This window comes from Colwellia sp. MB02u-9 (assembly GCF_014077085.1).
Classification (GTDB): domain Bacteria; phylum Pseudomonadota; class Gammaproteobacteria; order Enterobacterales; family Alteromonadaceae; genus Cognaticolwellia.
Window position 1 is genome coordinate 21,149 of the sequence record NZ_JACGVF010000098.1, and the last position, 14,370, is coordinate 35,518.

12 protein-coding genes are annotated in these 14,370 nt (G+C 38.0%); 5 read left to right on the top strand and 7 right to left on the bottom strand.

Translation table 11 applies throughout. The features are described 5' to 3' along the window. The first annotated feature begins 149 nt into the window (after positions 1–149). Entirely contained in the window at positions 150–935 is a 786-nt protein-coding gene (locus H4J65_RS14190; RefSeq protein ID WP_182198614.1) for a class II glutamine amidotransferase, read from the top strand. Positions 936–1,084: 149 nt separating this feature from the next. Here the strand turns inward: H4J65_RS14190 and H4J65_RS14195 are convergent, their stop codons facing one another. The 3 genes from H4J65_RS14195 to purM are packed head-to-tail and all read right to left on the bottom strand — an operon-like array spanning position 1,085 to position 3,557. After that, positions 1,085–1,837, bottom strand: coding sequence for a DUF3108 domain-containing protein (locus tag H4J65_RS14195; protein WP_182198615.1), 753 nt, complete (start codon positions 1,835–1,837; stop codon positions 1,085–1,087). A 22-nt stretch (positions 1,838–1,859) separates the two neighbouring features. Further along, entirely contained in the window at positions 1,860–2,507 is a 648-nt protein-coding gene (gene purN, locus H4J65_RS14200) for a phosphoribosylglycinamide formyltransferase (RefSeq protein WP_220465162.1), read from the bottom strand. Positions 2,508–2,510: 3 nt separating this feature from the next. After that, entirely contained in the window at positions 2,511–3,557 is a 1,047-nt protein-coding gene (gene purM, locus H4J65_RS14205; protein ID WP_182136869.1) for a phosphoribosylformylglycinamidine cyclo-ligase, read from the bottom strand. A gap of 142 nt (positions 3,558–3,699) precedes the next feature. Between purM and H4J65_RS14210 the strand changes: the two genes are divergently transcribed. The 4 genes from H4J65_RS14210 (at position 3,700) to H4J65_RS14225 (ending at position 9,342) form a co-directional block, all read left to right on the top strand. After that, positions 3,700–4,818: a DUF2066 domain-containing protein gene (locus tag H4J65_RS14210; RefSeq protein ID WP_182198617.1), complete on the top strand. Its 1,119-nt coding sequence runs from the start codon at positions 3,700–3,702 to the stop codon at positions 4,816–4,818. Next, a complete protein-coding gene (hda, locus tag H4J65_RS14215; protein ID WP_182136867.1) occupies positions 4,815–5,525 on the top strand; it encodes a DnaA regulatory inactivator Hda in 711 nt (236 codons plus the stop codon). The genes H4J65_RS14210 and hda overlap by 4 nt, the downstream gene beginning before the upstream one ends. An 847-nt stretch (positions 5,526–6,372) precedes the next feature. After that, a complete protein-coding gene (locus H4J65_RS14220) occupies positions 6,373–8,085 on the top strand; it encodes an ABC transporter substrate binding protein (RefSeq protein WP_182198618.1) in 1,713 nt (570 codons plus the stop codon). 903 nt (positions 8,086–8,988) lie between these two features. After that, on the top strand, positions 8,989–9,342 hold the full coding sequence (locus H4J65_RS14225; RefSeq protein ID WP_182136865.1) for an RNA-binding S4 domain-containing protein: 354 nt from the start codon (positions 8,989–8,991) through the stop codon (positions 9,340–9,342). A gap of 425 nt (positions 9,343–9,767) precedes the next feature. Here the strand turns inward: H4J65_RS14225 and H4J65_RS14230 are convergent, their stop codons facing one another. The 4 genes from H4J65_RS14230 to H4J65_RS14245 form a co-directional block, all read right to left on the bottom strand. Then, positions 9,768–11,735, bottom strand: a complete 1,968-nt coding sequence (locus tag H4J65_RS14230; protein WP_182198619.1) for a hypothetical protein — start codon at positions 11,733–11,735, stop codon at positions 9,768–9,770. A gap of 361 nt (positions 11,736–12,096) precedes the next feature. Further along, positions 12,097–12,489, bottom strand: a complete 393-nt coding sequence (locus H4J65_RS14235; RefSeq protein WP_182136863.1) for a DUF2069 domain-containing protein — start codon at positions 12,487–12,489, stop codon at positions 12,097–12,099. A gap of 2 nt (positions 12,490–12,491) precedes the next feature. Next, the gene (arsC, locus tag H4J65_RS14240; RefSeq protein WP_182185470.1) at positions 12,492–12,842 is read right to left on the bottom strand and encodes an arsenate reductase (glutaredoxin); all 351 of its coding nucleotides are present in this window, start codon (positions 12,840–12,842) and stop codon (positions 12,492–12,494) included. Positions 12,843–12,899: 57 nt separating this feature from the next. Further along, positions 12,900–14,357, bottom strand: a complete 1,458-nt coding sequence (locus tag H4J65_RS14245; RefSeq protein ID WP_182198620.1) for a M48 family metalloprotease — start codon at positions 14,355–14,357, stop codon at positions 12,900–12,902. Between the last annotated feature and the right edge of the window lie 13 nt (positions 14,358–14,370).

Sequence of the window (14,370 nt, forward strand, 5' to 3'; positions counted from 1 at the left end):
TATAACAAAGTAAAATGGACAAATAAGCTCGATTAATTTGAGTTTACATAATAGATTATTTTTATTTTTTCTTAATTATACCTCAACGGTTAACACGGTACTTTTCTGGTGTTAGTTTCATCAATTTTTGTTTTTATTGGTTTTATTTTATGTGTGAATTAATGGCCATGAGTGCCAATGTACCTACGGATATTTGTTTTAGTTTTAGTGGTTTAATGCAGCGAGGCGGTAATACTGGGCCACATAAAGATGGCTGGGGTATTACTTTTTATGAAGGCAAGGGGTGTCGCAGCTTTAAAGACCCGCTACCGAGTGCACATTCACCTATTGCTCAGTTGGTGACTGATTACCCGATCAAAAGTGAAACAGTGATCTGTCATATACGACAGGCAAACTCTGGCAATGTATCTTTGGTTAATACCCACCCATTTGTTCGCCCTATGTGGGGTAAAAATTGGACTTACGCGCACAATGGCCAATTAGCTGATTTTAAATCTACGTTAGCGACAAAGTATCATTTACCTATTGGAGAAACCGATAGCGAACAGGCTTTTTGTTGGATATTAGATCAACTTTTAGAAGAGTTTGACGGCGATCAGCCTAATGCTGAAGTATTATTTCATTATATCATTGGGCTATGTAAGCAAATCAATAAGTTGGGTGTATTCAATTTATTGTTAACCGATGGTGATTTTTTATTGGTGTATTGTACCAATAATTTACATTGGCTAACTCGACGTGCGCCTTTTGGTAAAGCGAGTTTGATTGATGCAGAAATGGTGGTGAATTTTGATCAAGAAACTACCGAAAATGATATTGTTACTGTTATCGCGACTCAACCATTAACTGACGATGAAACATGGCAAAAAATGCAAGTAGGCGAAGGTTTACTATTTTGTAAAGGCCAGCTAATTTTTGAAAGTAAACAAGACTAATGAAAGCTTAAAAGTGGTTAAACAAAGTGACTTATAACTGAGTCACTTTTTACTTTAACCATGTTTAATTCAGTTACTTTTTACACTTTTTACTTTAACCACTTTACGATAACTGATAGGAAAATTATTAAAAGTTTACTGAGGTTTAATTATTTGCTTGAAGCGGTTGCTACATCGGTGTTGGTCACTGACTTTAATTGTACTTCAAATTGCTCAACATCCGCTTTAATTTGATAAAGTTTAACTAACAGGTAATCTAACTCGGGTGCAAACCAAGCGTAGGTGATACGCTTTTTCTCTACAACTTCACGTTTAAGTCTAATGGTTTTTACCAAGCCATAAGGTAACATTAGCTCTTCTTCACCGTCGTATTGATAAACGTAATTTTTGATTGAACCTGACGTTTTAATCACAGGGTAAACAAAATGCTCTTGTTCGGGATTAGTGATCATATTGAGACGAAGCTGCAGATGGTAACTGAGCGAGTCTTGAATGTTCTCAGGGAAGTCTATACTTTTTGTTTGCTGTTTTTTCTCATCAATAGCGCTATTATTTGCTATGTCATAACGCCATTTATAATATTTGTCAGAGCCAGTACCTTCACGTTTGTATTCATAACTTGTTGGCGTTACTTTATAGCCTTCAAGCTTAACAATAGAGGTTTCTGCACGACTATCTGAGAAAATTAACCATTCAATTTCTGTCTGATAACTGTATTTCGCTAAGCCATTATTTAAATAGCTTAACTTACGTGTGGCTTCACCAACAGCTTTGTTGTTTCGCAAAATAGTATATTGAGCGTTAAATGCAGGGATCACTACACTATTTTCTTTGTCTGCTGCCATGACGTTAAAGGTGAGACTAGACAAAAGTAAAGGAATATAAGGTAATGATTTCAACATGGTAAACTCTCTAAATTAAATACTATTCTTCGCTAGCATACCCCGAAATAGGTAAAATTACACCATCAAATAATGCATATTCTTCTGCCATAGTTACGCGCTTAGTACAACACCAATTAACCACCATAGGATAAATACGATGTTCTTGTTGATGTACACGCTGAGCAAGTTCATCGGCGTTGTCTTCTGGAAAAACAGGGACTTTTGCTTGTAAAATTACCGGACCACCATCAAGTTCTTCAGTTACAAAATGTACACTAACACCGTGTTCAATATCACCGGCGTCAATGGCGCGTTGATGGGTATGTAAACCTTGATATTTAGGTAATAGAGAAGGGTGGATATTGATCAAGCGACCTTGAAATTTTTGCACAAATTTAGCGGTTAAAATACGCATAAAACCGGCTAACACAATTAAATCAGGCTGATAATTGTTAATTTCGGCGACCAAGGCACTATCGTAACTTTCTCGGCTATCAAAGTCTTTGTGTGAAAGCACAGAGGTTGCTATGTTAGCATCTTGTGCTCGCGTTAAACCATAGGCGTCAGCTTTGTTAGACACTACGGCGACGATTTCGCCACCATAGTTGTCTTGCTTACAAGAATCAATAATCGCTTGTAAGTTTGTACCGCCGCCGGAAATAAGTACTACAATTCGGCTTCGCATCAATGATTAACCTTTGTTTATAATAACTTGTTCTTGGCCTGCTTGAAGATCAGCAATTTCACCAATATGCCAAGCGTTTTCACCTTGCGCGTTAAGAATGTCGATGCTTTGTGCTAATTGCTCAGCAGGTACTACGAGGATCATACCAACGCCACAGTTAAATGTGCGATACATTTCATGTTCACTGATATTGCCATTTTCTTGCAACCAATTAAAGATGGCCGGCCATTGCCAGCTATTGCCGTCAACAATGGCTTGAGCGCTCTCTGGTAAAACACGTGGAATGTTTTCCCAAAAGCCGCCACCAGTAATATGTGACAAGGCGTGCACATCAACATGTTTAAGCAGTTCTAAAACTGATTTAACATAAATTTTTGTTGGCGCTAAAAGATGCTCAGCTAATGGTTTTCCATCAAGTAAGTCATCGGTGTTGGTGTTATTTACTTCTAATACTTTACGTACCAAAGAGAAACCATTTGAGTGAGCACCAGAAGAGCCAAGTGCAACAAGTTGATCACCTGCGGCTACTTTAGTGCCATCAATTAAACGTGACTTTTCAGCTACACCCACACAAAAACCAGCGATATCGTAGTCGCCTTTGTGGTACATGCCTGGCATTTCAGCGGTTTCACCACCGACTAATGCACAACCTGCTTGTACACAACCTTCTGCGATACCTTCCACAACGGCTGAAGCAACGTCAACATCAAGTTTTGCTGTAGCATAATAGTCAAGGAAGAATAGTGGCTCAGCACCTTGCACGATTAAATCGTTTACACACATAGCCACTAAGTCGATACCGACTGTGTCATGTTTTTTTAAATCTATTGCTAAACGCAATTTTGTACCAACGCCATCCGTTCCGGCAACAAGTACAGGCTCTTTATAGCCAGTAGGAAGTTGACAGACAGAGCCAAAACCACCTAGCCCCCCCATAACTTCTGGACGAGTAGTGCGTTTTACGGCACCTTTAATATTTTCAACTAGGGCATTACCTGCATCTATATCAACGCCAGCATCTTTATAATTTAAAGACTGTTTTTCTTCGCTCACGGGGAAACCTCAATTATGTTGTTAGTTTGCTTGTATGATAAAGGCGCACATTCTATCAGCGCAAAGACGTGCTGAAAATCTTTAAAATAATTTATTTTTTATAAGTGATAAAAATCAGCAACATTATGATAAGATCTTCATTATGAAACACATGTTAATGCTAAATATGTTCAGAAATTATCTGATATTCTTATGCCTTGTATTACCGCTTAAAATTAGCGCTATCGAGGTCGAAAACTTGTACAGCGCAAAAGTGGCTGTAGCGTCACAATCAAATGGCGATCGTAATCAAGCACTTAAAAATGCCTTGCGGGCAATTTTAGTCAAGGTTGGCGGTAATGACATTGATCATCCGCTTATTACCAAGGCAATAAATAACTACAGCATGTATGTTACGCAATATCAATATATTCGCACTAATAACAAAGTATTGCTCAATGTTTCCTTTAACGAAGCCAAGATCAATCAATTGTTTAAAGCCAGTGACTTGCCGATTTGGGGGCAATTAAGACCACAAGTGATGGTCTGGTTGGTTGAGGAAGATGGCTTTAAACGTAAGATAATTTCTGCAACATCGAATTCGTTGTTACCCCGCGTTATTGATGATTTTTCCCAGTTGCGTGGTTTACCATTAGTTATGCCCATAATGGACTTAACTGACCTTAATGCTTTGACATTAACTGATGTTTGGGGCCGTTTTTCAAAACCAGTAGCACAAGCGTCTGCGCGTTATATGGCAGAAGCTGTAGTGGTGATTAGAGTCTCAAACTCAAGCTTAGTTGCTGACCAAAATGATCTTTTAGATTGTCCTCAGTGCCAAGTCAATAGTTTAGCAGTAGACTGGAGTTTAATGACCGATCCGCAAAATGAGCATGTACAAATGTTTAGCGAACAATACTTAGGTAATAACGTTGATGAATTATTAAGTGCTGCTTTGTCTGATATTACCGATATTATTTATCAGCAATATGCCTTATCAACAACTAACAGTCACGAGTTTGAAATAGATGTAGCCAATATCGCCTCATTAGTAGACTTGATAGCTGTGTCAGATTTTCTTGCAGAATTGTCTGCTGTGCAATCAGTTCAATTGGTCAGTGCGAAAGGTACTAATCGGCGCTTTAAATTGTCGTTAATTGGCTCACAACAAGCTTTGCTTGCTTCATTAAAATTGAGTGAACAGCTCAATCGTTATGTTGACCCCCTCGCTGCGCCTGAGGGCACAGAACAAGTACCGGTATTTAATTGGGGTAAAAAGTGAAGAAAGTTTCGCAACTCACTCTGTCTGTGCAATTACCCGACGATGAAACTTTCGCGAGTTTTAAAAGTGAGAGCAACCAAATGGTGGTGCAACAGTTAACGCACTTTCTCGATCATATAGGTGATGAAAACAAACAAGTACACAGTTTATTTTTGTTTGGTTTAACCGATGTCGGTAAAAGTCACTTGTTACACGCCAGTTGTGCCTATGCCGACACATTAGGCATAACTTCGTTGTGTTTGTCGTTCTCTGAGCTTACTCAACTTTCGGTTGATGTACTTGACGGTTTAGAAAATATTGATTTAGTCTGTTTAGACGATATTCAATTGATCGCGGGTAATAATATCTGGCAACAAGGCGTGTTTGATTTATATAACCGTATGGTTGAGCAAAACAAATGCCTGATTATTACCGGTGATCAAAGCGCTGCCCAGTTAAATATTACTTTGCCTGATTTGGTCTCTCGGCTAAGTTGGGGCTTAACGGAACAATTAAAACCCTTATCAGATAAAGAGAAGTCATTTGCCTTGCAATACCGTGCACAACAACGGGGTTTAACCATGAATGATGACGTGGCGAGATTTTTAATTAATCGTTTATCACGCGATATGACCAGCTTAATTGCCGCATTAGAACAGCTTGATCAGGCATCAATCAGAGAGCAGCGTCGTATCACTATTCCCTTTATTAAAGATGTCTTATTTTAAATAATGAGTGATTTACATCATCCTAATGTAAACACGATTGATTTAAAAATAGTGACTTAACGCTAGTTATTTCAATTATCCGTTTAATTTAATTCCTTTATTCATTAGTTTAAAGCCAAAACAACCAAGTGCCTTCTGTTTGAGCTGATGTCGAACTTGAAATAAAGTGAGGGCTTTAGCTAAATAGTTTTATGGCTTTAGCTAGATTAGAAAAATTAATCGTATGTTTTGTGTGAAAATTTCTGAGCCATTTTAAAAAAATTTACAAGCGGCTAGAAAATAGAGACAACTTTGGCATCATCCTAAGATTAACAGGTTGTTATGGCTAACGCTCACTGCAAGCTGATACCTGCCGTTGATATTCCATCACTTAAGGTTACTTTGAGCCTAATGCGGTCGTTAATTATCTACCTTATAGCAATAAAATAATTATAAAAGTGCTCATAACACGTAAGCACTTTTACGGAGAGGTTTACCTCTGTAGATGATAACTACAATTTTAATTCCCAAAATCCCACTTAGTATTGCCATTGGTATAACTGATGCTTACGAAACAATAAATGTTGTTACATTGTTAAGTGGGTCAACTTATTAACCCATTTTGTTAAAAAATCGAGCGTCCTGATGTGATAGTGTTATGATAGTAGGTAAGTATATCGGGCAAGTTATAAAAATAATCAATATTTGCAATAACATAATAATTTCGAAAACGGATCTATCTTTTTTTACTACAAACTCCTTTAATATTGCTGATCCACTGAATAATACGGTTAAAAAGTCGGAACTCGCAATTTTAAGTAGCTTGGGTATAAAATATAAAATAACAACTATAAGAGATATTTTAGCAATGCTAAACCGATATACCGCTATTTTTATTTTGGGATATTGGTTATGCCATTCTCAGGCATATGCATTTTCCAATGTATTATTATTAAACTCATACCATCCACAATATCGCTGGACGGCCGAGCTAACTCGAGGGGTCGAACAGGCCCTTGCCACCGACATTGCACCGAAAAATCTTTATGTCGAGTTTATGGATGAACGACGTTTTGTCGATGATCCCATTTATCATCAAAAATTGATTGAACTCCTACACTATAAATACCAGCAATATAAACCTGATATTGTAATTACTAGTGACGATGCTGCCTATTATTTTATGCTGGAATATGGTGAACAATTATTCCCCGGTATACCGATAGTGTTTTGTGGTGTCAATGTATTTAACCCACAATCAATTGCCAACCGAAACAATATAACGGGGATTGCCGAAGGCATGGAGATCATGGGAAACCTTGAGTTAATCAGCCAACTGCAACCTGATATCAAAAAAATCATAATGCTTGGCGACACTACAGGGCTTGGTTTACGTATGGTTAATGCGGCAAACACAATTAAGCCGTTTTGGCAAAAAAATCCCCGTAATCCAGGTGTTGAACTTGAGATTTGGGATAACTTGTCATTAGATGAATTATACCAGCAAGTTAAAGAACTACCGTCAGACACTGCCATCTTAATGTTAGCTATTCACAAAGATCGACTTGGACAATATTTTTCATTTGAAAAACAATTACCTGAACTTTCTAAATATAGTAATGTACCGATTTATGGCATGTGGGGGGCGTTAATGATCGGTCATGGTGTGGTGGGAGGAATGATGAATGATCCTTATGAACATGGTTTTAATGCCGCAAAAATGGCCTTGTCTATTTTGTCTGGGACACCGATCAGCCAACTGCCAGTGAGAAAATCAGCTCATTATTGGCCACAGTTTGATCATGTACAATTACAACGTTTTGGGCTTGAACAGGGACTATTACCGAAAAATAGCGTAATATTCAACCAGCCTGTTTCGTTCTACCAACAAAATAAAAGATTAATTAACGCAGTGATCCTCGTGCTTTTGTTTTTGCTATTGTTGATTATAGTAATGGTAAGGAATATTCGTCGGCGAATTACTGTTGAAAATGAGCTAAAGCAACTTGCTCAGCAGCTTGAATACACAGTTCAAGCACGCACATTAGAGCTTGAACTGCGCAATTCGGAATTGCGATCAATTTCAAAATCAATGAAAAAACTTGCTCATACTGATACTTTAACGAGTTTAAAGAACCGGCGGGCAGCCAGCAAAGATATTCCAGCTTATCTCAAACATTGCAATATAACCTTTAAACCATTTTTTTTGGCTATTTTAGATATTGATCACTTTAAACAGATTAACGATAATTTTGGCCACCAAGCAGGCGATAGCGTATTAAAAGCACTTGCCGAAATGCTAAAAACTAGTTTGCGACCGGATGACCGAGTTTACCGCTGGGGAGGAGAAGAGTTTATTATTGCATTACCAGAAACATCATTGATTGAGGCAACCACTATCTGTCAGCGCTTATCGACGAATATACGCAAAATTTCAGTGGAGGGGATTGATAATATCACCGTAAGTATCGGGGTCACCGAATTCATTAAGCATGACGACTATGATGAAATTGTGCAAAGAGCAGATAATGCTCTTTACCAAGCTAAAAACAGTGGTAGAAACCAAGTAATGATAGGATAAGAATTTCGGTATTGTTAGCTATTTGGTTCAACACTCTGTGATTTAATCAAATAATTTTTGTAGCGAGCTAGCCGGTGAAAATTTTACTGATTATCCTCTTATTTGGCAAAAGAACAGATTGTTGGTCTGATAATCTTCTGTTTTTAATATAAAAAAATTTGTTAGAACTCTAGCATTAAATGCAATGTTTTCATTTTTTAACACCGGCTCATCGAGAGATAAATCATAGGGATAAAAATATCTACCAAAAGGAGGTAAGGCGGCCACTTCAACGCTGCAAAGATTTTCTAACTCTTCGTTTGTGGTAAATCTTAGCTGTTGGAGTATAAGAAGAATAAAAATCCTTTGTTCTTATATTTGTTTTTTTTCTCACACAGACAGCAGTCCCGCGAGTCTTTTTTCATCTCATCTAAGACGGTGGTAGCGCTGCTTGAAAAAATGCACGGCTTGTTTATGTTGTAAAGGCTGGCCAGCAGCAACCAAAGCCCATTTAACCTAATATCTTCTTTTAGCTATCAGTTGAGTTAAATAAAAGCCAATAGCTAACTTCTGCAATGCTCACTATTTACAGTGATAAATTCACGACAAAATAGGTCATTTTTTGGTAGCTACTGTCCTTAGAGTAGTCCGTTGTATGCATTTTTATTTTTGCTTTAAAAATTGGCTATTTCAAAAGATATCCTAACGACAAGTTGGTGCCATAAAGAAACCCTAGATGTCACAACTTAAAAATTTAATCAGTGAATACCGAAGCTTTGCGCAACGTTTAATAAAATGCTAAATGCATCAAGTATTTACCGTCTATGCTAGCTCAGCATTATAAAGTATCCTTAATACAAGTTTTATCCAAATATATGTTAGAATATTAACAATATTATTATTTTAAATCATTAGGCGTATTTCATGTCAAAACACTCAATTATCGATATTTGTGTTGAACCTATAGAACTTTGTAACTTACTCAAAATTGCCAATATGGTTGACGGTGGCGGCGAAGCTAAAACCATGATCAGTGAAGGTAATGTTTTAGTAAATAAAGAAGTTGTAGTTCAAAAGCGTAAAAAAATTCGCCGCGGAGATATTATCGAATGTAACGGTAAAATTATTGAGATTGCTTTTAATCCCAGCAAAAAATCAGCAGAGTTTATTAGCACAGTAGTTTTAGCTAATAAAAATTCAAAAAAGAAAAAAAGAGCTAAAAGTAAAGCACGGATTATTTCATCAGAAACTGCCACTAAGCCATCAATTAAAAGCTAAAAGGCCAAAATTTTAGGGCCTATTACCCTATAGAAAGTTCTGTAAAGTGGTAGAACTTGTCACAAGCCCAATGTGACATATGGTACGAACGACCTTTAGCTTTGCGCACCAAGAAATTAGACCAATAAAACTACGTGAACGACCACTTTGGTAGCAAAGTGGTCTTTTTTTTGTGATGAAAATAGATGTAAATTAGGTCCTGAAAATGGCAAAAGTGACCATTTAAAGTCACTGTATTTGTTGATTGAGAAGCTAAAATTTTACATAGTCATTGATAATTATTGGCTTAATTCACTGATAGTTTAAAAACCCTCTCATTATTCGTTAATCTTTACAATTAATTATGCTCGAACCTAGCTAAGTTTACATTGGGCGATCCCGCTTTTTCTTAGCTTCAGCTACATTTAAGCCTAGTTACGTTGATGCTAGTTACGTTTAGGGATTGGCTTTTCATAAAACATTGGGCCGTTAGCATTGAATCTGTTAGCTTTTGAATTAGTTAACTGGAAACTATCAAGCACTATTTTATTAGCTTGATTTACCTCAGGACTAATCGCTAAATTTTCTGCCCATGTTTTCCCTGATACCATCGCTATTGGTGCGGCTAAATTGTTAATAATATTGGAGGCTGAAGTAAACTCAGGCAATATACGGCGAGTAACATAGTCAACTCTGGGTTTAATATTAACGTCTCCAATACGGCCACGTTGCCCCCAAGTCACTATGTATTGCTCTCCTGAATTTTGAGGCTGGCTAGTTACTGCAACATCTCTGTCAATATTGTAACGTGCTTTCATCATAAAACCATCGAACAACATGGCGTAGTCTTCGCGTTTACTAGTGTAATTGTAAAATTGCGGGGCATGTTCAGGGCTAAAAAAGCCAGTAACGTCACTTGGATTGTAATTTTTTTCGCTGCTGGTCGCTGTTTCACCATGATAACGTACCTGTGCTAAATGATACATTTGTGTACCATTGAGCGGCAGTGAAGTGCTCAACATATCAGATTGTATGCCGGTTGATTTTAAGATTTTATCGGCGGCGTCTAGTACGCGATCATTTCGGTCTAAGTCTGCCCAAGTACTTTGTGCAAAAAAATCATTAGCGTGTGCGAGTTCGTGATACATCAATGACGCTAAATCAAAAACACCCTCGCTCGCGTCACGAGTTTCTCGCAAATTTTCTGGATAGTAAAAGCTTGCGTAGTTATTATTTTTAACATAGCGCCATGGCATAACAAAATTTAGCTCATTGCCGAATGAGGCACGAAAGTCGGGGGCTTGATTAATGGTATCTCTTTCATCGGGTGTTAACCAAAGGTTCTCAGGGTCAAGATGAATAGCACCGGTCACTACCCAATAATATGAAGGGCGTATGTCATATGAAATAACAATGGCTGTGGTGGCACGAAGCAAGTTTTTAAAATCGTCTTGCTGATCTGAGTGTTGTAAAAACTCTTTAAACCTTTGCCCCATCCATTGATGAGAAACCACAACGCGGTCCATAATGTCGTCAATAGTCGGTGTGGTAGTATCTTGTGCTATTAGCGGTAATTCATCAAAGCGACAGCTAGTGCGAAAATCAATACTATTACTATAAACACAGTTAACTAAAACATCGGCATAAGGTGAGTTTGCATTAAAAGGAAATACGGTGGCTAATCGTGAATCGTAAGCCGTATTATCATCACTGCTAATAGTTGCTGCATTTTCAACTAATATGGCAATAGTATCTTGTTGCTCTGTGGCGCCATCTGAAGCGCTAACCGTAAAGGTTAGCAAGCTGTCAGCGCTAACCGCAGGCGCCTTGAAAAAAACGGCACTCTGTCCCTCAGTTACGTCACTAAAAGTCACCGTTGGGCCAGAGATTTGTTGCCATACAATGCTGTTGTTTGTTAATGCGGCATTTTCAATGCTGGCTCTTAAAGAAACATCACTACCCTCCAATGCTGCATGACCTAGTCTTGCTGATATTTGGCTGCGTTCCTCTGAAGTAATAACGGTATGCGATAAGGTTTCACTTACGCCATTGCGGATAAAGCTGACTTGAAAACTATATTCGCCTGCCGCAGATGGTGTAAAGGCAATACCCTTGGAATGTTCGGCATGAAAAACAAGCTCACTGCCTGTAGTTTGTTGCCAACTAATATTGCTCAGCGTATCGTCAGGGTAGTAAAGAAATAACTCAATCGGTTGTGCAGTTTTACTGGCGTCATCAAATGCGACTATGCCGGTTTGAGTAACAACAGGGATGAAATCATCACTAGGTTTACTCTCTTTGGCGTTAGAGCCACCACTACCACCACATCCTTGTACAATCAATACAATTAAAGTCAACGCAAGTGTGGTTACTTTGTTTGAAAAACCTCTTTGATTAATGCCAATATTATTCATCCGTGCCTCTGTTTAAATGCTGAGTTAAATTAAAAGACCTTTTTAGGGTGAATTAACTGTATAAAAAATGCTAATGGGTTGCAATGCTAATCTGCTGACCTATTTTTAAACAATTTTAGTTTTAGAGTAAAGAAAGGAATGTGTTTATAGCTTCGAGGGTTTTAAAGCCGTAGTACTAATTTACAGGTGGAGAACAAAAAATAGCACCCGTGTAGGTATGCCCTTGTTTAGTATTAATGAGTGATGGCGTGTTGATGAAAAATGCCTAGCGCTTAACTGTCTAGGCATTTATTTTTTCGGTATTAAGTTTCTCGGTATTAAGTTCGTAGTGGTGACTTACTGAACATGAGAGGCAGTGACACTATTCTTTCTTTTTACGAATGCTTAAACCCAGTTCTTGGCCACGGTATTTTGCATAATAACTACCACCAATAAACATAACGGCGGCAAAGAAGAATTCGCCCAAGGCCCATAATTTTTCATCAGCTGAAACCCATAATGTGGTTAAACTATGCAGAAAATAAATCATGACGATAAAGTTTGACCATGCGTATGTATAAGGGTTGCCTTGTACTAGGCCTTTTAATGGAAACAATAAAGGTAGGACAAACATGACTAACGTTAAAGGTACTGATAGCGCGGTGTCATCACTCATGATAATCAGCCAAAATGGCATGTAAAAAAGCAATGAGAAGTAGCCAAACAGAGTGATCTGCTTGAGTGTAGTCGTAGATAAACGTTTTTTATTGGTCATTTTTAATCATTAGCCTGCATTAGCGAAAGTACATTTTCTGGTGGACGACCAATAATAGCACGGGTGTTATCAGTAACAATAGGGCGCTCAATGAGTTTAGGTGTGTTAGCCATAGCCGCGATTAAAGTGGCATCATCAGCATTGGCCAAGTTTTGCTCTTTAAATTCAGCTTCTTTTGTTCGCATCATTTCCCGTGGTGATAGCTTAAGTAATAATAATAGCTGTTCAATTTTTGTAATACTAAGCGGGGTTTTTAAATATTCAACAATAGTGACATCATGTTTTTGTTCTTCAATAAGTGCTAATGTTTGTCGGCTTTTTGAGCAACGAGGGTTGTGATAAATCGTTAACATGTTTTTCTCTTAGATTGTTATTAGACAAATTAAATTTAGTGGTATTTTAACTGATTTTTATAAGCGCTTAAGCTTTTCTTGTTGTTCTTGCAATTGTAATATGCGGCCCTTCATACGTTTTTGTAGTAATGGGTTCTCCTCAACAAAGTTGTAAGCGGTTTGTAACTCATCAACCGCTTTTGGATAAGCACCTAATAGGGCATAAACCTCGGCTTTAGTAGCGTGCATAAGCGCTTTTTTATCTTGTTTTCTATACACTTCTGATAATAAATCATTGGCAATAAAGTTTTTTGGGTTCAGCACTAAGAAATCTTGTAATAGCGTTTCTGCCTTACTGTATTGCTCAGCCTCATTTAAAACGTTCGCGTAGTTCAATGTCACTACTTGGTTGTTCGGCATTAAAAGATTTAACTCGCTAAGCATGGTAATAGCTTTGTCAAAAGCTTTTACGGCAATATAACCATCGGCTAGGGCATCAACATAAAATAGGTTTTTTTTGTCGTTGCGCAACAATGTTTCAAGTTGGCTAATAGCGCTCTGATAATTTTTATTTTCATATTGAGAAAGTGCAAGACCATATTGTGCTGCGGCCTCTATAGCATAGCGCTTTTTATCTAAACTTTGCTGAAAGTTAATAATATTATCTTTCGCGTTTCCTTCATATCTTGCCATAATGCGGGCTTTAGCTAACTCAAATTCTAAACTGGGAGCTAAGGGGCGTGGTGAGTAATTTTGCGCCCTTATTCTGGCGTCTGAAATTCTAGACTCAGGCAAAGGATGAGTTAACAACATGGCTGGCGGCTTCGAGGTGTAACGGTATTTTTCTGCCATAGTGGCAAAAAAATCAGGGGCACCTTGGGGATTAAAACCACTATTAGCGAGCAGCATAATGCCCACTCTATCGGCTTCTTGCTCGTTGCCGCGGGTATAATTTATTCCTGATTGTTGTGACGCTGCCATTGTAGTACTCAGTGCAGCCATACCAACGGTAGGGTTTATCAAGGTAAGTAATACGCCTGAGATCATACCGGCCATGGTCAAAGGTTGTGATTTGTTTTGTGCTTCTAATCGTCTTGCCAAGTGTCGTTGGGTCACATGTGATATTTCGTGAGCAACCACTGAGGCGAGTTCACTTTCGGTGCTAGCGGTGGTTATCAGGCCACTATGAATGGCAATATGGCCACCAAAAAAAGCAAAGGCATTTAACTCTTGGTTACGTATAACAAAAAATTCAAAACTATAGTTTACGTCTTTGGCGTTTCGCACCATGCGGTTGCCTAAGTCATTAATATATTCTGTTAATACGGGGTCATTTAATATCGGTTGAGACGCCCGGATTTGACGCATCATTTCGCCGCCAATTTGACGCTCTTTTTCGATAGACAATACACTGACACCTGCTGAGCCAATTTCGGGCAGTTTATTTTTATTAGTCTCACTCTTTGCGGCAAATGCACTGCTGGTAATTGATGAGATTAAGGCAAGTGAAATAATGAGTGGCTTTAATTTAAACAAATTTAATTTTCCA